This window comes from Lysobacter antibioticus (genome assembly GCF_000731095.1).
In the GTDB taxonomy this organism is placed as follows: Bacteria; Pseudomonadota; Gammaproteobacteria; order Xanthomonadales; family Xanthomonadaceae; genus Lysobacter; species Lysobacter antibioticus_B.
On sequence record NZ_JMTZ01000002.1, the window covers coordinates 1 to 21,719 of the forward strand.

The 21,719-nt window shown below is 68.5% G+C and carries 16 protein-coding genes; 4 read left to right on the plus strand and 12 right to left on the minus strand.

The features are described from left to right. From EX88_RS26980 to EX88_RS0100415, 3 genes are all read right to left on the minus strand, one after another. Nucleotides 1-219: hypothetical protein (locus EX88_RS26980; RefSeq protein ID WP_235186173.1), on the minus strand; the 219-nt coding region annotated here is incomplete at its 3' end. Nucleotides 220-290: 71 nt separating this feature from the next. Next, on the minus strand, nucleotides 291-812 hold the full coding sequence (locus tag EX88_RS23325) for a DUF4189 domain-containing protein (protein ID WP_051884253.1): 522 nt from the start codon (nucleotides 810-812) through the stop codon (nucleotides 291-293). Then, nucleotides 812-1,939: a type IV secretion system protein gene (locus EX88_RS0100415; protein ID WP_235186174.1), complete on the minus strand. Its 1,128-nt coding sequence runs from the start codon at nucleotides 1,937-1,939 to the stop codon at nucleotides 812-814. Before EX88_RS0100415 ends, EX88_RS23325 begins: the two co-directional genes overlap by 1 nt. A 787-nt stretch (nucleotides 1,940-2,726) precedes the next feature. On the opposite strand from EX88_RS0100415, the gene EX88_RS0100420 reads away from it, so the two are divergent. The 4 genes from EX88_RS0100420 (at nucleotide 2,727) to EX88_RS0100435 (ending at nucleotide 6,423) form a co-directional block, all read left to right on the plus strand. Next, a complete protein-coding gene (locus EX88_RS0100420) occupies nucleotides 2,727-3,323 on the plus strand; it encodes a response regulator (protein ID WP_223620887.1) in 597 nt (198 codons plus the stop codon). Between the two features lie 106 nt (nucleotides 3,324-3,429). Further along, nucleotides 3,430-4,050, plus strand: coding sequence for a hypothetical protein (locus EX88_RS0100425; protein ID WP_031370057.1), 621 nt, complete (start codon nucleotides 3,430-3,432; stop codon nucleotides 4,048-4,050). Further along, entirely contained in the window at nucleotides 4,047-5,414 is a 1,368-nt protein-coding gene (locus EX88_RS24165) for an XVIPCD domain-containing protein (RefSeq protein ID WP_051884255.1), read from the plus strand. Before EX88_RS0100425 ends, EX88_RS24165 begins: the two co-directional genes overlap by 4 nt. A gap of 145 nt (nucleotides 5,415-5,559) precedes the next feature. Continuing rightward, nucleotides 5,560-6,423 (plus strand): hypothetical protein, encoded by an 864-nt coding sequence (locus EX88_RS0100435; protein WP_031370059.1) that lies wholly within the window; start codon nucleotides 5,560-5,562, stop codon nucleotides 6,421-6,423. A 323-nt stretch (nucleotides 6,424-6,746) separates the two neighbouring features. Here the strand turns inward: EX88_RS0100435 and EX88_RS0100440 are convergent, their stop codons facing one another. The 9 genes from EX88_RS0100440 to EX88_RS0100480 all read right to left on the minus strand — a co-directional run bounded on the left by EX88_RS0100440 (nucleotide 6,747) and on the right by EX88_RS0100480 (nucleotide 21,703). After that, nucleotides 6,747-10,145, minus strand: coding sequence for a DUF11 domain-containing protein (locus EX88_RS0100440; protein ID WP_031370060.1), 3,399 nt, complete (start codon nucleotides 10,143-10,145; stop codon nucleotides 6,747-6,749). A gap of 8 nt (nucleotides 10,146-10,153) precedes the next feature. Next, nucleotides 10,154-11,173, minus strand: a complete 1,020-nt coding sequence (locus tag EX88_RS0100445; protein WP_081930500.1) for an OmpA family protein — start codon at nucleotides 11,171-11,173, stop codon at nucleotides 10,154-10,156. Between the two features lie 13 nt (nucleotides 11,174-11,186). Next, nucleotides 11,187-14,618 carry a hypothetical protein gene (locus EX88_RS0100450; protein WP_051884257.1) on the minus strand — a complete coding sequence of 1,144 codons (3,432 nt, stop codon included), beginning with the start codon at nucleotides 14,616-14,618 and terminating at the stop codon, nucleotides 11,187-11,189. 455 nt (nucleotides 14,619-15,073) lie between these two features. Continuing rightward, nucleotides 15,074-16,087, minus strand: a complete 1,014-nt coding sequence (locus EX88_RS0100455; protein WP_051884258.1) for a diguanylate cyclase — start codon at nucleotides 16,085-16,087, stop codon at nucleotides 15,074-15,076. Continuing rightward, the gene (locus EX88_RS0100460) at nucleotides 16,084-17,103 is read right to left on the minus strand and encodes a chemotaxis response regulator protein-glutamate methylesterase (protein WP_031370064.1); all 1,020 of its coding nucleotides are present in this window, start codon (nucleotides 17,101-17,103) and stop codon (nucleotides 16,084-16,086) included. The genes EX88_RS0100455 and EX88_RS0100460 overlap by 4 nt, the downstream gene beginning before the upstream one ends. Next, complete coding sequence (locus EX88_RS0100465) at nucleotides 17,100-19,364, minus strand: hybrid sensor histidine kinase/response regulator (RefSeq protein WP_031370065.1); 2,265 nt, start codon at nucleotides 19,362-19,364, stop codon at nucleotides 17,100-17,102. The genes EX88_RS0100460 and EX88_RS0100465 overlap by 4 nt, the downstream gene beginning before the upstream one ends. Continuing rightward, nucleotides 19,361-19,945, minus strand: coding sequence for a chemotaxis protein CheW (locus EX88_RS0100470; RefSeq protein WP_051884259.1), 585 nt, complete (start codon nucleotides 19,943-19,945; stop codon nucleotides 19,361-19,363). Before EX88_RS0100470 ends, EX88_RS0100465 begins: the two co-directional genes overlap by 4 nt. Before the next feature lie 25 nt (nucleotides 19,946-19,970). Further along, the gene (locus EX88_RS0100475; RefSeq protein WP_031370067.1) at nucleotides 19,971-21,242 is read right to left on the minus strand and encodes a CheR family methyltransferase; all 1,272 of its coding nucleotides are present in this window, start codon (nucleotides 21,240-21,242) and stop codon (nucleotides 19,971-19,973) included. Continuing rightward, nucleotides 21,239-21,703, minus strand: a complete 465-nt coding sequence (locus EX88_RS0100480; RefSeq protein WP_031370068.1) for a chemotaxis protein CheW — start codon at nucleotides 21,701-21,703, stop codon at nucleotides 21,239-21,241. The genes EX88_RS0100475 and EX88_RS0100480 overlap by 4 nt, the downstream gene beginning before the upstream one ends. Between the last annotated feature and the right edge of the window lie 16 nt (nucleotides 21,704-21,719).

A 21,719-nucleotide genomic window follows, 5' to 3' on the forward strand; every position in this document is an offset into this window, starting at 1 on the left:
GGGATTTTTCATACGGGACATCCCTGTCCCGATGAAAAACGGCCCGCATCCATGCGTGCCGCCCTCCGGGTCTTCCATTGCCTTCGCTAGTGCGAATCGGCGCACAGCAACAGCAAAGGCAAAGGCAAAGGCAACGCTGCTCCAGGGTAGGAGCGGCTCTTCTTGGGAATTTCGTACGGTCACAAGCCGCGACCGCGCCATGGCGGTCTTGCGGTGCATCCCCCGCGCGAGAAGCAAGTATCGAAACGATGCAATCGCATCGCCCACCTCGGCGATACGACACTACATCGCTAACGTTCCCGCACCGGAAAACTGCACTCCGCGTAGTACAACTGACAACGCCGATCCTTGCGCGCCTCGCAAGCGCCCAAGCCGATTTCCGCGGCGCGTTCGGCGCTGCTTGCGGTCGTCGTGTCCGATTGGCGATCGCCGGCGACCACCACCACGCAGCTGTCGCGATAGCTCATCTCGACCTTGCAGGCCTGGCCGCCGCGCGCGCGGCAATCCTCCAGGGCGATGCGTTTGGCCTCGCGCTTGCTGCGCGTGTCGCTGGCCGCACCCATGATGCCGGCGGCCGCATCGAAGGCGAGCGCGCCCCATTGGCTGGCCCAACGCGGTCCCGCCGCCCCGCGCGGGGCGGGGCTATTGGGCATCGGCGCGCAGGCGTTCGGCGAGGCCGCGGTGTAGGGAACCATGCCAGGCGGGCATCCGCCTTCCGCCCAGGCGGCCCCCGCCGATACGGCAGACAACGCCAACGCGGCGATGCAGATCGCGCGTTTGCAGTGCCGGGATGGACGCTCGCGCATCGCCATCAGCTCCGGCGTACCGAATCTTCGCCGCGCGACTCGCGCCCCGACGGCGGCCGGCCGAGTTCGTGCGCCGCCCCGGTCATCAAGGCCGGCGTGGCGGCGCGCTGCTCGCTGCCCGACCGCGGCGATAAATGCGACCCGGCCGAGGCTTGGCCCGACTGCGCGGATGCGGCGCCGGCACCGCCGCCGAACGCCGAGTAATGCACGAAGTTGCCCATGGTGCCGTTGAAGAACACCGCCGCCACCGGTGGTGCGACGACGATGAAGGTGGTCAGGATCAGGCCGATGCCGCCCTGCTGCATCGCCAGGCTGGTCATGCCCTCGGCGTCGAGACCGACGATGCCGTTGAACGCCTTCGACACCCAGAACGCGACCGCCACTTTCGCCAGCAGTTTCATCGCCATCGCCGTGACCACGCTCAGCGTCGCCATCGAGAACAACGTACCCAGACCATAGAGCAACCACTTGCGGAACAGTTCCTTGGTCTGCTCGAAGAGCAGGCACAGGATGAACAAGGGGCCGAGACCGATGAACACGGCGATGCCGAATTTGTACAACAGCAACATCGCGCCGGCCGTCATCGCCGGACTGGCCGAACCGAAGCCGGCGAACAGCAAGGCCCGCGCCTTCTCCTCACGCATCGCATCGTCGCCGTCGACGACCTGCACCGCATCGATCGCCGCCAGGGCGACCTGGGTATAGGCCAGGTTCTCGTCGATGCTGTCGGCGGCGGTCCGCCCCTCGATGCCGGTGAACACCTGATGGATCTCGCGATCCAGGCTGTCGGTGAACAAGCCGTGCAGGCTGCCGCCGAACATCGACATGCCGGTGGCGGCCGACACGATGACGGCGATCCGCATCGCATTGGCGACCAAGGCCATCATCGGCTCGCGCGATTGCCCGGTGACGATGCGGTAACCCGCCAGCAGCACCCACAAGGTCACCAGCGTCAGGACGACGCTGCTGGCCCAGGCCATCATTCGCCCCATCAGCTGCAGGCCGAAGGCATCGATCTCGTGGCTGAAGTAGCCGTCGATCAGCTTGTAGAAGGCGAAGTCGCCCAGCCCCGACTGGATGCCGGCGAGATACGCCTCATGCAGCCCATTCGACACCCGATCCATCCCTGCCATTGCGTTCCCCTTCGTTGCGGCCGGGCTTGCCGACGGGACGGCCCGCTGACCGGTGCCTGATTACCGCGCTGCCTTGGGTCTGCGCATGCTGCGTAGCCATCCGGAAGGCGCTACTCCGGCCTGGAAAAACCTTACGAATCGCAGCCACGCACACGGACCCGCGATGGCCCCACTGCCCGATGGCGCGGCCATTGCGTCGTGCGGCAATGTGATGCGTGCGCCTCGAAGGCTGTTGTTTACGGCGACGCTTCGGATCGCGTGGTTCGGGCCGTGCTTCCCAGGTCGTGCTGTACGTACCGTGCTTTCCGGTTCGTGCTTTACGAGCCGTGCTTTACGAATCGTGCTTCCGGATGGTGCTTTACGAATCGAGCGGCCCGGGTCGCGCCATGCAAGTCGCGTTGCCCGGGTCGCGCCGCCCGAATCGCAGGACGGCAGGCCCGCGCTCCAGAGTGGATATCCGCCGCGACGGGACCGCGGTGCGAGCGTTTCGTCGCCGTTCGCAAGCCTCCGTCTGCGAATGAGGTCGCGGGCTGCGTCGTCGTTGTAGATGCATCGCAACGACATCGAATCCGTGAGTGAGGCTAGCACCGGAATTCCGGAATGCGTTGTAGGAAAACTCTGATTCGTTGTGCGCGTTTGGCCACGCCTTGTAGACAAATGTCTACGTTCTTGTGGACACAAAGCAAATTCGAGAAGCGATGCTTGCCAACTCTGGGGTTTTATTGAGATTAGATGTCATCCAGATGGATCTGACTTGGCAAGAGAGTTCGTAATGATCCGCGTCTTCATGATCGACGATCACCCCCTCATGCGCACCGGAATGCGCTGGGTACTGGAAGAAGCGGGCGACATCGAAGTGGTCGGCGAAGCCGCCAACGGTCGCGATGCGCTGGCCTTGATCCCGACGTTCGCCATCGACCTGGTGGTGTGCGATTTCGACCTGCCCGATACCGACGGCCTCGACCTGACCCGCCGCCTGCTGCGCCAGGACCCCGAGCGCAAGGTACTGATCGTCTCGATGCTCGAACGCAGCCCGATTCCGCGGCGCTTGCTCGCCGCGGGCGCGCTGGGCTACGTCAGCAAGACCAGCGATCCGCTGGTGGTCTTGCGTGCCGTGCGCGAAGTGGCCAGCGGCCGGCGCTTCCTCGACAACGCCCTGGCCTGCCAGGTGTTGTTCGACTCTTCGCCGTTCGACCAACTCAGCCCGCGCGAGCTCGAGGTCGCGATGCTGATGGTCAAGGGCGAAAGCATCCGTCGCATCGCCGATTCGTTGCGCGTCACCGAGTCGACCGTGCGCACGATCCGCTCGCGCGTGTTCGACAAGCTCGACGTCAGGGGCGATGCGTCCCTGGTCTATCTCGCGGTCGAGCATGGCCTGGCCTGACCGCGCGACACCGCGCACGGCGCCATCGACCGCTGCGACGACAGCGGCGCTGCCGAGTCGTTGCCGCAGCGCCGTTCGTCCGCCTCCGCCTCCGCCACCAGCTTGCATGCGCACTACCCCCGCCACGCCCGGCCTGGTCCTCGTCTTCGCCCTGGCCCTCGGCGCTTGCTCCAATGTCTCCGAGCCGACCATGCCGCACTACCGACGCAATCCGCACCCGCAGCAACGTTACGAGATCACCCTGCGCCTCGACGATGCGCCCGGGCCGGTTTTGACGCTGCAGGGCGCGGCCCAGTACGAGGTAACGGACCTGTCCTGCGTGCCCGAGCTGGCGGGCACCGGGGTACGGCCGATGCCCCGACACAGCTTGCCGGCAACCTATATCCGCACGGCGGCCAACCGCTATGTCATCGCCGTGCACGCCGATGCGATGCGCGACGAGGATTACCACGGCCTCGGCGTCTGCCGTTGGAAGCTCGCCGCGCTGCACGTCAGCCTGCACCTCGCCGACCGCGAGCATCGCGACATCGCCATCGACCCGACGCTGCCGGGCGAGGCGCTGCTGTCCGGGCGCGGCAGCACCCTGCATTTCTGGCGCGACGGGCGTCCGCGGGTCAATCCGCAGGATGCGGTCGCCCTGGATTACCAAGGTCCGCGCACTTACCGCGAGGAGATCCGCGCGGACGTCTTCTCCGTCACCTTCATTCCGAGGGCGAGCACGCCATGAGCACGAACAGCCAGCAGTACGCGAACCTCGCCAGCGACGCCTACAGCCCCTACCAACCGGGTCGCCGCGCCAGGGGCCTGGAAGAGAAAGTGCGCATCGACGAGGTGACCTACAAAGTCGTCGAGCACGTCGACCGCCCGTCCGGTTACCAGGGCACGATCTACCAACGCCTCGACACCGGCGCCATCGTGGTCGCGCACCGCGGCACCGAATTCGGCCGCGAGTTCGTCAAGGACGGTCTGCTCGCCGACGGCGGCATGATCGCCGCACGCGTCAACCGCCAGGCCGACGACGCCATCGGCCTGACCCGCCGCGCCGTGGAATATGCGCAGGGCTTGAAGCACGAACTCGGCCGCGACGTGCCGGTGTCGGTCACCGGTCATTCGCTCGGCGGTTGCCTGGCGCAGATCAGCGCCTACCGTTTCGGTCTGGGCGGCGAGACCTTCAACCCCTATGGCGCCGCAAGCCTGCGCGATCGCATCCCCGAGGGCGGCATCCAGGTGCTCAATCACGTCATGGCCGGCGACATGGTCAGCGCCGCCGGCCGGCATTTCGGCCGGGTCCGCATGTACGCGGTCGAACAAGAGGTCGATACGCTGACCCGGGTCGGCCGCTATGCCGACAACGGCGACCGCCTCGACATCCGCTACGCCCTGCCTGCGGCAGCGGCCGGTTGGGAGTCACACCGCATGCACCACTTTCTCCCGGTCGACGGTGCGGGGCGGCGCGACCGCTCGGTGCTCGACGACCCGCAGGCGCAACGACTGGCGCAGCAACATCGGCCGATGTTCGACAAGTACCGCAGCGACATGCTGTTGACCCGCGAAGGCGCATCGATCGCGGCGGCGCTCGCGCAAGGCGCGCGCGGCGTGGCCGGAGAACTGCTGCGCCACCTGCCCGATCGGCCGCAGAATCCGTTCGACGAAACTGCGCGGCGCCTGCCGCCGATGCCGGCCGCGGCCTCCAGCGACCCACGCTTGGCCGAGCATCCGGACCACCGCTTGTACGGGCAGGTCCGCGCAGGCGTCGCCGCGATCCATCAAGGCCAGGGCCTGGGGTACGGCGAAGACGGCGAACGCACCGCCGCAAGCCTGCTGGTGCTGGCCAAGCGCAGCGGCTTGAGCCGCGTCGATCAGGTCGTCGCCGGCCACGCTCCGGGCCAGCCCGAGCAGTTGTTTGTGGTCCAGGGCGATCCGCGCGACCCAGCCCATATCCGCGCGCAGATGGCGGCCGCCGACGCGGCGAAGACGCCGGTCGCCGAATCGTTGCGCGCACTCGCTGCCCTGAACACCCAGGCGCCCGCGCCAGTCCTGGCGCCTGACGCCCAGGACCGGACCCGCCCAGCGCCGATGCGCCCCCACTGAGCCTGCCGCAGGGGGCGATCCGGCTCATCCGCCGCACCGCGCCAACACCGGCGCAACCGGCAAGGCCGCAGGCCAGGATGGGCACAGGGCTGACCGATGGGCCGCATCTGCCTACAATGCCGCGCCCGAAGTTGCAGTGCCCGTCATGGAAATTCTCGTCAACCAAGAGCTCAAAGCCTATATCGACCCGCTGACGGAGGAAGAGCACGAAGCGCTGGAGCGCAGCATCCTCGCCGAGGGTTGCCGCGACGCGCTGGTGCTGTGGGGCGACGTCCTGGTCGACGGCCACAACCGCTACGGCATCTGCCGCAAGCACGGCCTGCCGTTCCAGACCGTGCAGAACCCGCGCTTCCAGTCGATCGACGACGTCTACCTGTGGATGATCGACCAGCACCTCGGCCGGCGCAGCGTCTCCGATTTCCAGCGCGGCGTGCTGGCTCTGCGCAAGCGCGAGATCCTGGCCGAGCGCGCCGCCGCCGGCGCACCGGCGGCGGCAACGGCCGACGCTGGCAGCGACGACGCCCCCTGGGACACCTCGGCGGCCGAACCGGGCGCCGACACGCCGCAGCCCGCCGCGGCAGCCGCGGCGAAGCCGGCACCGGGCGCGCGCAAGCAACGCGGCGAGATCGCCCGCGAAGCGCGCCTGAGCACCGCCCAGGTCGGCCTGATCGAAACCATCCACAAGCAGGCGGCGCCGGAAGTGGTGGCGGCGGTGAAATCGGGCACGTTGTCGCTCAATGCCGCCGCCGCGGTCGCGACCTTGCCGGAAGACGAACAGCGCGCCGCGGCCCTGGCCGGCAAAAGCGAACTCAAGGAAGCGGCCAAGCGCGTGCGCGAATCGCGGCGCAAACCGCGCGAGCCGCGCGAAGGCGATGAGGGCGAAACCTCGGCGCTGGACGCCGCGCTCGCCGACCAGGTGCTGGCATTGCGCCAGCGCGTGGCCGAGCTGACCGCCGAGAACGACGCCTTGCGCGAACAACTCGCGCTGTTGCAGGCCGAAACCGCCTGATCGAAGGCCGCGCGCTGCGATGCGGTGCGGGCCATCAGCACATGCAGAGCAAATCCACCCTGCCCCTTTTGATAAAGGGGGCGAGCGGCCGCGCAGCGGACGTGGGGGATTTGCTTTGGCTCGCCTTGCTTCGCTCCGCGTTTCCAAGCGAACGACAGCCGCGCACTCGGCGACGCTAGAAGCCTGTTCCTCCAACGCCGTGTCCGCCGCGAACGCCCGCAGCCCGCCACGAACAGGCTCGCCCACAGGGCGACTTGCCTGGAGTTTTGCCGACTGACGTCGGCCCGTCACCGTCGCGACGGGCCGAGACCATCGGGCCGCCGTCAGCGCTCGCCGCCGTCGTGACGCGCCCGTTCGATCGGCTGATTCGCCGATTCGGTCGCCTGCTGCGGCGCATCCGGCGCCTTGCCTTCGAAGCGCAGCGCCGGCTGGCCGCTCTCGGTTTCCACCGAGCGCACCTCGCCGTTGGCGCGGCGCGCCTTGACCTGCTCCAGCACCGGGTTGCTGCACGAGCCTTCGATGAAGTCGGCGCGCTGCAGTTCGCCGTTCTTGAGATCGACGAACAGGCTGTGGGCGTCGCCGGCATTGCGGTTGCTCGACGTGGTCAATCGGCTGTCGCGCGGCAAGGTGGTCGAATCGACCTTCAACACATGGGTCACCGGACGCAGCCCGCAATAACTGTACTTGCCTTCGACGTCGCTGATCAGATAGGTGCCGTCCTCGAAATACAGGCGCACGCCGGGGATGCCGAGTTCCTCGCGGTCCTTCACCGAGTCGAGGTTGCAGTCGACGAAGATCTGTCCGACCACGCAGCCCTCATCGGAAAACACGCCGCCACGGATCTCGACCTTCCATTGCGACACGTTCGAGCACGGGCGCAGGCCGGTGCCGGCCGTGCATTCGGCCTGGGCGCGGTTGATGCCGTCGCCCTGCTGCGCGCCGACGCCGATACGCACGCGGTAACGCACCACCGCTTCGGCGCCGGGGGCGAGGCGATCGAGGGCGATGCGCAGCACCGGTCCGGGCGCGCCGCTCAGCGACACCAGGCCGGCGCCGCGCACTTGCGCGGTGTCGGCGACGAGACGGAAACCGGCCGGCAGGCGATCGACCAGCACCGGCGCCAAGGCCAGGCCGGCGCCGCTGTTGCGGATGCGCACGCTGTAAGAAACAAGGTCGCCGACCTCGGCTTCGCGCACCGAGCCGATCTTCTCGACGCTGAGCACCGCATCGGTCGACGGCAACGGCGTATCGACACAGGCATCGTCGCGCAGCGTGCGGCCGGCTACGCTCAGCACGGCTTCGTTGAACAGACCGCGCCCGCTACCGCCGGCGACGCAGGCGTTATTGGACGGGTCGGCGATCATCGATGCCGCTACCCGCACCCGCAGCTCCAGCGCATAGGTATCGCTGGCGCCGGCGGCGAGATCACGGGCAGTGGCGAGCGCCCACGGGCCAACGCCGCTGACCACAACACTGGCTCCGTTGCGGGTCGCGGTGGCCGATAGCACGCTGACGCCGGCGCCGAACTGCGGCGTGTCGCTGAGCTCGTAACGGCCGACCGCGGCGCCCTGATTGCGCACCACGATCGCGTAACGCACCAGGAATTCGTCGGCCGTTCCGGGCACCGCCTGCGGCGGGCCTGGCGCGTCCTTGCTCACGCTTAACACCGTCGCCACCGGCGTACCGACGCAATGCGCGGGGTCGGCGGCGACATCGCACCCAGGCGGCGGCGTGGCGCAGCCGTTCGGGTCGGTGGACGGATCGCACGCGACCGGCGGCGGCGTGCCGGTGTTGTCGGTGATCAGGTTGTAGATGCCGCTCACGCCGGCGGGAATCGGGTCGACCACGCGCACCACGAAGCTCGCTTCGGCGGTGCCTCCGTTGCCGGCGATCGGCCCGGCCACGGTCAGGGTGCAAGGACGCGCGCCGGCATCGCCGATCGCGCAACCGGCGAGGCTCGCGCCGCTCACCGACACCAAGGTGGTATGCGCCGGCAACAACTCGTAGAAGCTATGGTTGCTCGCCGCGACCGCGCTGCCGTTGGTCAGGGTCAGGGTGTAGCTCAGGGTTTCGCCGGGCTCGGCCTGACCGGGCAGGTTGCCGCTCTCGCCGCTCAGGCGCTTGGCGACGGTCACGGTCGGCTGGATCACCGGCGTTTGCACGCAATGGTTCGGATCGGTCGCGGCATCGCAGCCAGGCGGCGGCGCGGTGCAGCCGTTCGGGTCGGTGGCCGGATCGCAGCCCACCGGCGGAGGATTGCCGGTGTTATCGGTGACGAGGTTGTAGATCGCGGTGACGGCATTCGGAATCGGATCGACCACGCGCACGACGAAGCTCACTGCGGCGCTGCCGCCGTTGCCGGCGATCGGGCCGGCCACGGTCAGGGTGCAGGCACGCGCGCCGGCATCGCCGACCGCGCAACCGGCGATGCTGGCCCCGCTCACCGACACCAGGCTGGTATGCGCCGGCAGCAACTCGTAGAAACTGTGAGCGCTCGCGGCCGAGCCGCCGGTGTTGCTGAGGGTCAAGGTGTAGGTCAGTGTTTCGCCGGCCTCGGCGCGGCCGGCGACGTTGCCGGACTCGGCCGACAGCGTCTTCGCAACCGTCACGCGGGGGCCGGTCGGGATCTGCGCGCAACCGGGCAGGCTCGGGTCGCTGTTGCAATCCGGCGGGCCCTTATCCGGGTTGTAGGCGCGGTTGAGGATGCGCGCGACGCCGGCCGGTATCGGGTCGACCACGGTCACCGCGACGGTAAGGCTCAGGCTTGCACCGGGCGCGATGCTGAGGTTGCGCCAGGCCACCGTGCCGCCGCTCGCTGCGCCGTCGTGAATGCCACCGTTGTCGGACGACACGTAGACGGTGTTGGCATCGAGGTTGTCCAGGACATCGTAGTTGATCGCGGTCAGGTTGCCGATGTTGCGCAGGGTGATGGTGTAGTTGAGCGCCTCGCCGGGTTCGGCGATGCCGTTGCCGTTGGCGTCGGTCACGCTCTTGACCAGGGTCACGTCGCTGGCGCAGCTGTCCAGCGCGGTCAACGAGATGTCGTCGAGGGCGAGGTCGTTGCCGGCGCCGCCGGGGCTGTTGTTGACGACTTCCAGGCGCAGGCTCGATTGGGTCGGGACGAAGCTCACGCCGTACTCGTTCCAGGTCAGCACGGTGCCGGGCAGTTCCGGAATGTCGCCGCTGCTGACGCTGCCGAGCACCGCGCCGGTGCTCGGGTCGACGATGCGGAAGGTGACGTTGGGGTCGATATCGCCGTCGCCGGGCAGGTATTCCTGCACGTTGGTCAGCCAGGCGGTGAAGTCGTGGCGCACGCCGACCGCCAGGCCGGTGAAGTCGCGCGAATAGAACACGCCGGGATCGAAGTCGGCGTTGACCAGCATCATGTAGCCGTTCGGATCGCCGGTGTGGTCGGTGCCGTCGCGCCAGGCGATGTTGCCGCCGTCGCTGCGCGGCGATTGCACCAGGGAGTACTCGCCGTCGTTGACCCGGCAATCCGGGCCGATGCACGGCGGTGCGGTGTCTTCGTAACGGTAGGTGGTCTGCGCCGGCGACAGCGGCGGACCGATGCGGCTGGTGCCGGAACCGAAACCGAAGCTTTCGTTGAACAGCGGCGCGCAGGTCTGCGCCGCGGCGGGCGCGATCGGCAGCGCCGCGGCGAGCAACAACGCCGCCGCGCGCGGCAACCAGCCGCGCAGGCGGGAAAGGGGTGCGATGGCCATGCCGGTCCTCACTTCGCCGCGGCCCGGACTTCGATCTGCACGCGACGATCCGGCTGCAGGCATCGCTTCAATGCCGCGGTCGCACGCTCGCCGACACAGCCCTGGCTGACCGGTTCGCGTTCGCCGCGCCCTTCGGCGCTGATCGGCGTACGCACGCCCTGCCCTTGCAGATAGGCGCGCACGGTGTCGGCGCGCTGCTGCGACAAGCGTTGGTTATAGGCCTCGTTGCCCAGCCGGTCGCTGTGACCGACGACGTTGAAGCCGGTCACCTCGGTGCGCGCGCGCAACTCGGCGGCGAGCGCATCGAGCCGTCCCTTGCCGCGCGGCAACAGGCCGGCGAGGTCGCCGCGATCGAACGCGAACAACGCATCGGCCGACAGCTCGTAGTTCGCCTGCTGCGACGGCGGCGCTTGCGGCGACGGCGGCGGTGGGCAGGCCTCGGCGGCGGCTTCCGCGCGCGCCGACAAGTCTTCGGCGATCTGGATGTAGGGCTTGGCATGGCGCCAGCCGCCGTCGTGGCTCTCGTTGCCGGCGTGCACCAGCTCGACTTCGGCGCAGGCGGTGGCCTGGCGCGCGCAACGGAAGCCGGCGTGGCGGCGCAAGGCGTCGTAACGCGCCCACAGGTCGGGGCGCAATTTTTCGGCGCCGTTGACCAGCGGGGTTTCGCTGCCCGGGTCGGTGCCGGCTTCGAGCGCGGCGATCAACCTGGCCGATTCGGCCAACGCCGCCTGCGGGTAGCCGCCGCGGTCGTTGCGGCTGTACTCGTGGAAGCTGGTGTCGAGCCAGCACTGCGCTTTCGACAGCGCGTAGTCGTCGACTTCGATGCCGCGATCGTTGAGCGCCTTGATCCGTGCCTGCGTCGCTTCATAAGTTTGGTGGTCGGCGCGAATGGCCGCGTTGGCGATGCGCTGCGGCGCCGGCGTCAAGCTCTCCTGCGCGGTCTGGCTTTGCGCCGGCGATGCGGTCAGGCCGATCAGCGCGAGCAACACCGACAGGTGCCGACGATCCTTCGTTGGGTGGTGTTTCATCACTCGATACTCCTCAGCGCGGCAAGGCGGGGTTGGTCGCGGGGTCGTTGCCGCGGAACAGGGTTTCGTCGAACTTGAAGCGCAGGCGCAGATACGCGCCCTGGTTGGTGTATTCGCCCTGGGTCAGGTCGTCGTCGCGGAAGCCGCGCAGGTTGTAGCCGGCCGACAGCCACAGGTTGTCCTTGACCAGATAGCCCAGTTCGGCGCCGAAGGCGTACTGGCGCGCGCCGCCGGGGCTCCACATCTGCGCCGCGAGGGCGCTGACGTCCCAACGTTCGGACACGTCGTAGGTCAGCCGGCCCGAGGCCAGGTACGCGGTGTAGCGATCGCTGCGCCCGTCGAAGTAGTCGCGCTGGCGCTTGCCGGCAAGACGGCCGCTGAGCCACCACGGCCGCGACGGGTGCCAGTCGGCGTGCACCGACAGGACGTGTTTGTCGAAACCTTCGTTGCCCAGCACGAAGCGGTCGTCGCCGTCGACGGGAAAGCCGCCGCTGCCGAGACCGCTGTTGGCCAGACTGCTGTCGCGGCGCGTCCAGAACTCGTATTTGCCGAGCACGTTGAGGCGGTTGCAGTCGGTGTCGCGATAGGCGAAGCCAAGCTGGAAACGGTCTTCGTAACTGTCCTGGGCATCGCCGTCGTAACGGTTTCGCAGATGGTAGTTGCGCAGCAAGCCGGTCCAGTCGCGATTGAGCTTGCGCGCGAGGGTGAAAGTCGACAGCCAGGTGTCGTAGCCCTGGCTCAGCCATGGCACCGTGGTCGGCAGGCCGGTGACCGGGTCGTTCGGCAGGACGTTGTCGCCGACGTTGTCGCTGCGCCGCCACTCCAGGCGCCCGCTGATCAGCCACAACTCGTCCGGACGCCACTCCGCGGCGAGGCTCGCGGCGGTGGCTTGCTGGCCGCGGCCGTCGAGCACCTGCAATTTCTCCAGGCCGGTCTGCAGGCTCAGCGCCGGCGTCACCCGCCAGCGATTGCGCAGGCCGTTGGCCCATTGCAATTGGCGCGCGCCGTAGGCGTCGTACATGCGGTATTCGCTGAACACGGTGCCGCCGTCCATGTACTCGGTGTCGAGGCCGTAGACGAAGGCATTGCTTTCGTAGGGGCTGGCATGGCGACGGCCGGCGGCATCGACCGCGCCCTCGGCGGTCGCGACCGACGCCAGGCCGGTGTTCCACTCATAGCGGCCGTACAAACGCGTCTTGTCGTGCACGCGCAGGCCCGCGCCGAGCGCGGCGCGGCGATGCTCGCTGTGGTCTAGGTCCTGCTCGGCTTCGGCGCTGAGGTCGAAGCGTTCGTCGACGCGCCACTGCGCGGCCACGCGCAACGCGGTGTATTCGACCGGCACGCCGGCCAGGCCGTTACCGACCCAACTGCCGTATTGGCCGCTCCAGCCGTAGCCAGTGTTGTACAGCGTCTGGCCGGTGCCGGGATTGATCGCGTTCGGCGAGCCGCCGTAAAAGCCGCCGCCGAAGCCCGGCGAGACCACGCCGACGCCGAACGGCGCGGTGATCGGCGCCGGTACCGACAGGCCGTTGCCGTAACCGTAGCGGCCGGCGCGTTCGTCGACCCGGTTGGCGCCGACTTCCAAGGTGAAGGCTTCGTTCGGCGTGTAGCGCACGCCGGCCTGCAACTGGTCGCGGCGCGCATCGCTGACCGTGTCTTCGACATGCGTGCCCTGTGCGTACAAGCCCCAGGTTTCGTCGAGGCGCAGTTGCGCATCCAAGCCGCCCTGCTTGCGCCCGCCGATGAACGACGAAGCGGGGTTATTGAAGCCCGCGTCGCTTTCGCCGTAATAGGCACCGATGTCGCTGTGTTCGCCGCGATGGCCGAAGGCCAGGCGCCAGGCATCGCCTTCGACCTGATCGCTGCGCAGCGGATCGATCGGGCCACCACCGACCCCTGCGCCAGGCAACGCGGTGTACAGCAGCCCCGGCAAGGTGTTGTAGGCGCTGCGGCTGCGCGCCACTTCGCCGCTGAGCCAGGTCCGCTCGCCGAAATGCACGCTGGCGTTGGCGCTGGCCAGCTCATAAGGCGAAAGGGGGTTTTCGTCCTTGACGTAGCTGCCGCCGAGTTCGAAGCGCTCGTTGACGCGGTATTGGCCGTTGGCGCCGTAAACCCAGTAGCGCTCGCCGCCCTGGTCGACTTCGTAGCTGATGCGCACCGACACCGGGTTGAGCGCGGCATCGACCGAAGGCACCGATTGCGCGAACAGGATGCGGCCGCTGAAGGGTTCGAAGTTGTAGTCGACGAAGCGCTGCATCGGCTTGACCTCGACGATGCGCGAGGGCGCGTGGCGGTCGCGCACGATCATCTCCACGCGTTCGCTGCCGAGCACCGCGCCGGCGCTGTTGCTGACGGTGTACGGGCCTGACAGGCCGCGCCCGGGGAATTCCTCGATCACCTGGCGCAGGTTGTCGTAGGCGGCGAACACGTCGAGCGCGCCGCGCGCGCCTTCGGCATGCGCGCGCAGACCGGTCATGGCGCGGTGGTACTGGCCGAGCTCGCGCGTCGCGACCGGGGCGACACTGCCCTGCCCGTTGCGCTGGCTGAAACCGTCGCCGGTGACGATGTCGCCGTACAACAGGTAGTTGCGGTCTTTGTCCAGGCGCAGATACAGGCGACTGTTGCTGCGCGCCTCGAAGCCGACGATGGAGGCGTCGCCGTAGACCGGGTACCAACGCTCCGGGTCGAGATCGCGGAACAGGCGGTCGCGATCGGGCTTGTCGCTGTCGTAGGCCATGGTCAGCAAGGCATCGCCGCGGACCTTGCCCTTGAGGAAGAACGCCGTGCGCAAGGCGGCACTGCGCTTGCCGTCGCCGGAACGCCGCGACCAGTTGCGTATCTCGTCCTCGAAGCCGTCCTCGGGCCGCGCCTGACTGAGGCTCAAAGGGTTCTTGCGGTCGAAGCTGACGATGCCTTCGACCAGGCCCACCGCGATCATCTCGCGCAGCGCCGGCACGAAGCCGATCTCGCCCTTGGCCACCGCCGCACCCGCGGACACTTGCACCTGCACGCGCTGCGGTTCGATCGGCGCCAGCAACCAGACCTGCGCGGCACCGTCTTTCGCCATGAGCTGGAAACCCGGCATCGCCGCATCGAGGTCGCGCGGCGCCAGGCCGAACTGGTCGCTGCTCGCACCCGGCAGTTGCAAGCGGCCGGCCGAAGACTCCAGGGTCAGGACCGTCTCGCCCGGCAGCGGCCGACCGTCGCGGTCGAGCACCTGGATATCGAGTTTCGCCGGGGTCTGGCCGTCGGCCGGCAGGCTGTCGCGATCGACCGCGACGCGGATCGTCGCAGCCGGTTGCGGTGCCAGGCGTTGCGCCAGCAGCGGCGCCGGCAGGGGGCGATCGGTCTTGAATTGCGCCTGGGCCGTGCCGCAGGTCGCGGCGATGGCACAGGCTAATGTGCTGAGCGCACTCCGGCGCAGAAGTCGTTCCGTTTGACGCATATCCTTGCTTCCCTCGTTTACAACCCGAGGCGGGCTGTCCGGTAAGGCAGAGAGCAGCCACGACCGGAGAGGCGTGCCTTATGTCTCTATTATTTTTGTGACGTGAATCACAATTTCGACTTAGAGACGCAAGCCACGTGCCAAGCTCGGCAGCAACGACTCGGCAGGGAAAATTTGTGACGTTAATCAACATTAATGACACATAGTGACGTCATGCGTCACTCATTTGTGTCAGTTCATTGCGCTCGATCGCACAAAGCACATTAGTCGTCGCGCAGGCACGCGAGCCTTGCGCCGAGTCGCACGCGAAGCCGCTTTCCTCGTCGCTAATCGACTTGCCGGCACGCGACAGGCACCTACGCTCGATGGCGTGAACCCAGGCGCCGCTGCGCACGCAACGGCGCCGGACCGCGCTCATCGGCCCCGTGAATCCGCCGCGGCTGGGCCACGGCGGCTCAGGGCAGTTCGCGGTGAACCGCCTGGTTCTTGCCGGCGCGCTTGGCTTCGTAGAGGGCGAAGTCGGCCGCTTCGAGCAAGGGCTCGTAGGAATCGCCGCTGCACGGCGAATAGGTCGCGCCGCCGACGCTGACGGTGACGCGGCCGACCTCGGCGCCGGTGTTCGGAATCGCCAGTTCGTAGACGCTGGCGCAAATCTGCTCGGCAACCTGGCGCGCGCCTTCGCTCGGCGTCGACGGCAACACCAACGCGAACTCTTCGCCGCCGAAACGCGCGGCGACGTCGGCCGGACGCTGCGCGCAACGCTGCACCGCGCCGGCCACCGCCTTGAGCGCCTCGTCGCCGATCAAATGGCCGTAGGCGTCGTTGTAGACCTTGAAGTTGTCGACATCGACCATGAGGATCGAGAAGTCGCCCTGCTCGCGCACCGCGCGGCGCCATTCGGTGTCGAGGTAGCTGTCGAGGTAGCGGCGGTTGTTCAGCCCGGTGAGGCCGTCGACATCGCTGAGCCGGCGCAGCACTTCGTTCATTTCCAACAGCTTCTGCTGGTTCTCGCTCAGCGCGCGATAGGCCGCGTCGCGTTCGATCTGGTTGAGATAGGCCTGCGAGTGGTGGCGGATGCGCGCGATCAGCTCGATCGGGTCCGGCAGCTTGACCAGATAATCCGCGGCGCCGGTCGCGAAGGCCTGGCTTTTCACCGCCGCGTCCTCCTTGCTCGACAGGACCACGATCGGCACGTTGCGCAAGCTCGCGTGCACCCGGTACAGGTGCACCAGGGTCATGCCGTCGACGCCGGGCATGACCAGGTCCTGCATGATCACCGTCGGCTGCAGCGCCTCGGCGGTCGCGACCGCGTCGCTGGCCGAGCTGCAGTAGTGGAACTCGACGTCCTGCTCGCTGGCGATCGCGCGGCGCACGGCCTCGCCGATGATCGGTTGATCGTCGACCAGCAACACGACGAACCGGCGCCTGCGGGGCGTGGCCGGCGTAAAGCTCGAGGAATGCTCAGTCATGGGGCTACGTTCCTGATGTCACCGAAGAGCAACCGCAACTTCGATGCGATTCGATCCAGGGGAAGAATCTCGACGGCGGCGCCGCGATCGGCGGCCGCCTTGGGCATGCCGTAGACGGCGCTGCTGGCCTGGTCCTGGGCGATGGTGTGGTGGCCGCGCATCCGCAGCGAGTGCAGACCGCTGGCGCCGTCGCGGCCCATGCCGGTCAGCAGCACACCGACGATCTCGCCGGGCCAGTCCTTGTTGATGCTCTCGAAGAACACGTCGACCGAAGGCCGGTACGGCTGCTCCACCGGCTCGGGCGTGTACGCCAGCGCGCCGTCGGGCTCGAGCACGAGATGCTCGTTGGTGCCGGCCAGCAGAACGCTGCCGGTGGCCGGCCGATCGCCCGGCCGCGCCAGCCGCACCGGGTTGGCGGAAAAGCGATTGAGCCAGTCGGCCATGCTGCTGGCGAACTTTTCGTCGATGTGCTGGACGACGACGATCGCCGCCGGAAAACCGGCCGGCAATCCGCCGAGCAACTCGGCCAGCGCCGCCGGGCCGCCGGCGGAAGCACCGATCGCGACCAGGCGCTTGGCGCCGGAGCGGCGCATCGGCGGCTTCTTGGCCTGCCGCGACGGCGCATCGCCGACCAGGCGGCCGATCAGGTCGATCTTGGCCAGCAGTTCCTGCGCGCCGGCGTAGTCGTCGATGCCGAGGGTCGGCACGTCGGCGGCGTCGATGGCGCCGTGGCCCATGGCCTCGAACACCAGCGAGGCGTTGCCGCCGACGCTGGCGGTCACCACCAGGATCGCGCAGGGGCTGCGCGCCATGATCTGGCGCGTCGCTTCGACCCCGCCCATGCCCGGCATCAGCAAGTCCATCAGCACCAGGTCGGGCGTGTCCTCGGCGCAGCGCGCGACCGCTTCCTCGCCGCTGGCCGCGGTCCAGGCGATGCGGTGCTCGCTGCGCCGGCCGATCGCGCGGCGCAGCGCTTCGACCGCCAGCGCCAGGTCGTTGACGATGCCGATCCTCATGCGGCGGCCTCGCCGATCAAGTCGACCACCGCCTGCAACAACGCTTCCTCATGGAAGCCGCCCTTGGTCAGATAGAAATCGGCGCCGGCATCGAGGCCGCGCCGGCGATCTTCCTCGCGATCCTTATACGACACGATCATGACCGGCACGCTGCGCAGACGCGCATCCTTCTTGATCAGGCCGACCAGCTCGATGCCGTCCATGCGCGGCATGTCGATGTCGGTCACGACCAGATCGAAATGACCCGCCCGCACCGCGTTCCAGCCGTCCATCCCGTCCACCGCCACCTCGACCACGTAGCCTCCGCTTTCGATCAGTTTGCGTTCGAGCTCGCGTACGGTGAGTGAATCGTCGACCACCAGCACGCGCTTGCGGGTCGCGGTCTGCGCGCTGTCGTCGTAACGCAGCTGGGTCAGGCGTCCGGTCGACACCAGGCGCTCGACCGAACGCAGCAGGTCCTCCACGTCGACGATCAGCACCGGCGTGCCGTCGTCGAGCAGGGCGCCGGCGCTGATGTCCTTGACCTTGCCGAGCTGGCTCGGCAGCGACTGCACCACCAACTCGCTGACGCCGCGGAAACGCTCCACCGCCAGGCCGTATTCGTGACCGCCGCCGGGCGCGCCGAGCACGATCACGTGCAATTGCTCGGGCGCGGCCTTGGCCTCGGCGCCGCCGAGCACCTGCTGCGCCGACACCAGGCCGATGCGGCGGCCGTTCAACTCGAAATGCTGGCGCCCTTCCAGCCAGTGCACGTCCTCGCGCGCGAGCATCGCCGTGCAGACGATCTGGGTCAGCGGAAACGCATAGGCTTCCGCGCCGATCTCGACCACCAGCGCGCGCAACACCGAGGTCGTCAGCGGCAGCAACAACTGGAAGCGGGTACCGCCGCCCGCCTGCGACGACAGCCGGACCGTGCCGCGCAACTGCTTGACCATGTTCTGCACGGCGTCGAGCCCGACCCCGCGCCCGGAGATCTCGGTGACTACCTCGCGCAGGGTGAATCCGGGCAGGAACAGGAATTCGAGCAGTTCCGCCTCGCTCAGGCGCGAGGCGGTGTCCTCGTCGGCCAGGCGGCGGGAGACGACGATGCGGCGCACCTGTTCCAGATCGATGCCGCGACCGTCGTCCTCGATGGTGATTTCGAGCAGGCCGGACACGTGATGCGCTTCCAGCCGCACCAGGCCACCGGCGGGCTTGCCGCCGGCGCGGCGCTGCTCGGCCGACTCGATGCCGTGATCGACCGCATTGCGCAGCAGGTGGCCCAACGGCGCTTCGAGCTTGGCGAGGACGTCGCGGTCGACCTGGGTCTTGGCGCCGACGATCTCCAGGCGCGCCTCCTTGCCGAGTTCGCGCGCCAGATCGCGGACCATGCGCTTGAAACCGCGGGTGCCGTCGGCGAACGGCCGCATATGGCTCGACAACGCCTCGTCGTAGAGGCGATGGGCGACGCTGGCGATGCGGCGCTCGAACAAGTCCAACTGGGCGATGCGATCGGCCAGTTGCCGCTGCGACTCGGCGATCGCCGAGCGCGCCTCCATCAGCAACGCGTTCGCATGTTGATCGCGCGACATGCCCGGCGAGACGTCGGCCAGCCGGTCCAGCACGACCGCGCTGTCGTGCTGCAGACGCTTCAGGCGGCTCAACGAGCGGATGTAGGGATCGAGCCAGCGCGACACCACCAGCGATTCGCCGGCCAGGCCGAGCAGGCGGTTGAGGCTGCGCGCGGTGATGCGCAGCACCCGCTCTTCGCTTTCGGCGTCGGCATGGGCCGCGTCCGCACTCGACGCCGGCTCCGGCTCGATCGTCACGGCCAGCGCCGACGCCGACGCCGACGCCGCGGCCGGAGCGGGATCGGCGGCCAGGGCCGCGGCCAGAGCGGCGCGGAAACGCTCGGCGTCCGGCGCATCGTCCTGCATCCACGGCGCGGTCTCCGTAGCCGGGGTCGCGGCGATGCGGGCGAGCAGGTCGACGCCGCCGAGCAAAGCATCGATGACGACGTTGCCGAGGACCAGCCGCCCCTGTTGCGCCTCGACCAGGCAATCTTCCATCGAATGCGCGACCGCCACCGCGGCCGACAGGCCGAGGATGCGCGCGGCGCCTTTCACCGAATGCGCCGCGCGCATGCAGGCTTCGAGTTCCGGCGCCGAGGCCGGATGGCTTTCGAGGATCAGCAGCCCCTCGGTCAGCACCTGCGCCTGCCCCTCCACTTCCATGCGGAACAGGTCGTGCAGCGAATAGTCCTGGAGGTTGCCTGTGCTCATCCGAGCCGCCGATTGAGTGCGCTGAGCACCAGCGCGTCGTCGAGCACGCCGACGTTGCGCTGGCCCATGGCCAGGATGCCGGTACTGAACGGCGACACCGAATGCGCGACCGTCGCCGGCACGTTGCCGATCGTGGCCGGGTCGTAACGATGCGAACCGTGCACTTCGTCGGCCTCGAAAGCCAGACGCTGCTCCTGCCAGGCCAGCACCACCAGGCGCCGGTTCAATACGCTGCGCGCGGCGTCGGCCTGGCCCGGTTCGAGATGGAACAGCGATTCGAGCGCCACGCAGACGGTGAGCTGGCCGCGCACGTTGACCAGCCCGCGCACCACGCCTTCGCGACGGTGCGGCAGGGTGTGGACCGGGCGCGGCTCGATGACTTCGTCGACCACCGAGGCGGTCAGGCCCAACCATTCCGCACCGAGGCGGAACACGAACAGCGACCCAGTCAGCGACCTCAGGTCTTCGGCCTTGGCCGCGACGTGCCGGGTCGCCTCGCGCAGCGCCTCCGGCTCGGGCGCGCGGTCGAGCAAGCGCGCCACGGCGCTGCTCGATCCGGCCGGCGTGTGTTTGGCGCTCATCCTGCGCGGTCCTTATCGGTGCCCATCAACCTGCCGTCCTGCGCGAGCGTTGCGCACGCAGGCGCAGGACCCGCCCAGCGGCGGCGTCGCCGCGGGTTTCTAACAGCAAGGCCAGGTGCATCAGGGTCTCTTCGTGTTGCGGCTGCAAGTACAAGGCCTTGCGGAAATAGTCTTCGGCGAGCTCGTTGCGGCCCTTCGCTCCCTCGATCAGCCCGAGCAGGTACAGCGCGCGCGCCGACGGCCCCTGCGCCTGCAGATAGGCCTGGCAGGAGCTCGCGGCCCGGTCGAAGTCGCCGTTGTCGGCCAGGCGCTGCGCGGCGTCGAGCAAGGCCTCGGCGCCCTCGACCGCAGGCGGCGCGGGGTTGGCGGCCGGCGCCGGCCGTGGCCGCGCCAGCGGCCGCGGCTTGGCGATGGCTTTCACCGTGGCGGCCTTGGCCGCGGCGCCCGCCAGCGCCGACGCCGTCGTCGCCAGCATCGCCGCCGACACTCCGCCGCCGCTGTCGGCGCGCGGCGGACGGAAGGCGAACGCCATCGGCAACTGCGCCGAGGCGAAACCCTGCGACAGGATCAGCCCGGCCTCGGCCGGGCCGACGAACAGCAGGCCTTGCGGACGCAACAGCCGCTTGAGAATCCCGACCGTGCGCACCTGGGTATCGGCATCGAAATAGATCAGCAGGTTGCGGCAGAAAATCGCGTCGTACACCGCCTCGCCCGGCAGGAAAGCGACATCGAGGACGTTGCCCTGGATGAAGTTGACCCGCGAACGCACCGTCTCCGGCAACTGCCAGCCGCCCGCCACGGCAGCGAAATGGCGCTCGCGGAATTGCAGCTCGCGGCCGCGGAAGGAGTTGCTGCCGTACAACCCGCGCCGCGCCTTCGCCAACGCGCGCTCGCTGATGTCGACCGCGTCGATGCTGAGCCGCTCGAGCGGAAAGCCGGCGTCGTACAGGGCCATCGCCATCGTGTAGGGCTCTTCGCCGGTCGAACACGGCAGGCTCAGCAGGCGCAGACGCTCGCCGGGGTGGGTCGCCGCCCATTCCAGGCCGTAGCTGCCCGACAAGGCGCTGAAGGCCTGGGTATCGCGGAAGAACCAGGTCTCCGGCACCACCACCGCTTCGATCAGTTCCTGCTGCTCCAGCGGCGAGGCGCGCAAGGTCTGCCAGTACTCGCCGAGCTGCTTGCATTCGCAGGCGGCCATGCGGCTGGCGACCGCGCGTTCGACCACGGTCGGGCCGATGGTGCTGGCGTCCAGCCCCATGGTGTCCTTGAGCCATTGCTGGAAGCCGCCCGGCTTCATGCGCTTTCGACCGAGGCCTGGAACAACAGCTCGCGCACCGAATCGGGCAGCAACTGCTCGATCCGCACCCACTGGATCAGGCCCTGCGCATCGGCGGCGACCGGCCCCAGATACGGCGCCTGCGCCGCATCGACACCGGCCGGAGCGAACTCGGCGGCCTCGCGCCGCACCGTTTCCAGCACTTGCTCGGCGATCAGGCCGAGCTTGCGGGTAGCGCCGTCGCTGGCCGGGTAGTTCACCACGATCACCCGCGTGCTCAACAGCGCACGCGCGGGACGCCCCAGCGCCAACTGGCACAGGTCGATCAGCGGCACCGGTTCGCCGCGGTAGTCGAAGGCGCCGGCCACCGCCGCGGGCGCCTGCGGAATGGCTTTCGGGTTGACCAGGTTCAGCACCGACACGACCTGCGCCGCTTCGATGGCGTAACGGTCCTGGTCGAGTTGGAAGACAAGGAAAAGCACGGCATCGTCCTCCCGG

Bases quoted from the DNA above. Each gene is read 5' to 3' on its own strand.
- EX88_RS23325 (WP_051884253.1), bottom strand. From the start codon at position 812: ATGGCGATGCGCGAGCGTCCATCCCGGCACTGCAAACGCGCGATCTGC.
- EX88_RS0100415 (WP_235186174.1), bottom strand. From the start codon at position 1,939: ATGGCAGGGATGGATCGGGTGTCGAATGGGCTGCATGAGGCGTATCTC.
- EX88_RS0100420 (WP_223620887.1), top strand. From the start codon at position 2,727: ATGATCGACGATCACCCCCTCATGCGCACCGGAATGCGCTGGGTACTG.
- EX88_RS0100425 (WP_031370057.1), top strand. From the start codon at position 3,430: ATGCGCACTACCCCCGCCACGCCCGGCCTGGTCCTCGTCTTCGCCCTG.
- EX88_RS24165 (WP_051884255.1), top strand. From the start codon at position 4,047: ATGAGCACGAACAGCCAGCAGTACGCGAACCTCGCCAGCGACGCCTAC.
- EX88_RS0100435 (WP_031370059.1), top strand. From the start codon at position 5,560: ATGGAAATTCTCGTCAACCAAGAGCTCAAAGCCTATATCGACCCGCTG.
- EX88_RS0100440 (WP_031370060.1), bottom strand. From the start codon at position 10,145: ATGGCCATCGCACCCCTTTCCCGCCTGCGCGGCTGGTTGCCGCGCGCG.
- EX88_RS0100445 (WP_081930500.1), bottom strand. From the start codon at position 11,173: ATGAAACACCACCCAACGAAGGATCGTCGGCACCTGTCGGTGTTGCTC.
- EX88_RS0100450 (WP_051884257.1), bottom strand. From the start codon at position 14,618: ATGCGTCAAACGGAACGACTTCTGCGCCGGAGTGCGCTCAGCACATTA.
- EX88_RS0100455 (WP_051884258.1), bottom strand. From the start codon at position 16,087: ATGACTGAGCATTCCTCGAGCTTTACGCCGGCCACGCCCCGCAGGCGC.
- EX88_RS0100460 (WP_031370064.1), bottom strand. From the start codon at position 17,103: ATGAGGATCGGCATCGTCAACGACCTGGCGCTGGCGGTCGAAGCGCTG.
- EX88_RS0100465 (WP_031370065.1), bottom strand. From the start codon at position 19,364: ATGAGCACAGGCAACCTCCAGGACTATTCGCTGCACGACCTGTTCCGC.
- EX88_RS0100470 (WP_051884259.1), bottom strand. From the start codon at position 19,945: ATGAGCGCCAAACACACGCCGGCCGGATCGAGCAGCGCCGTGGCGCGC.
- EX88_RS0100475 (WP_031370067.1), bottom strand. From the start codon at position 21,242: ATGAAGCCGGGCGGCTTCCAGCAATGGCTCAAGGACACCATGGGGCTG.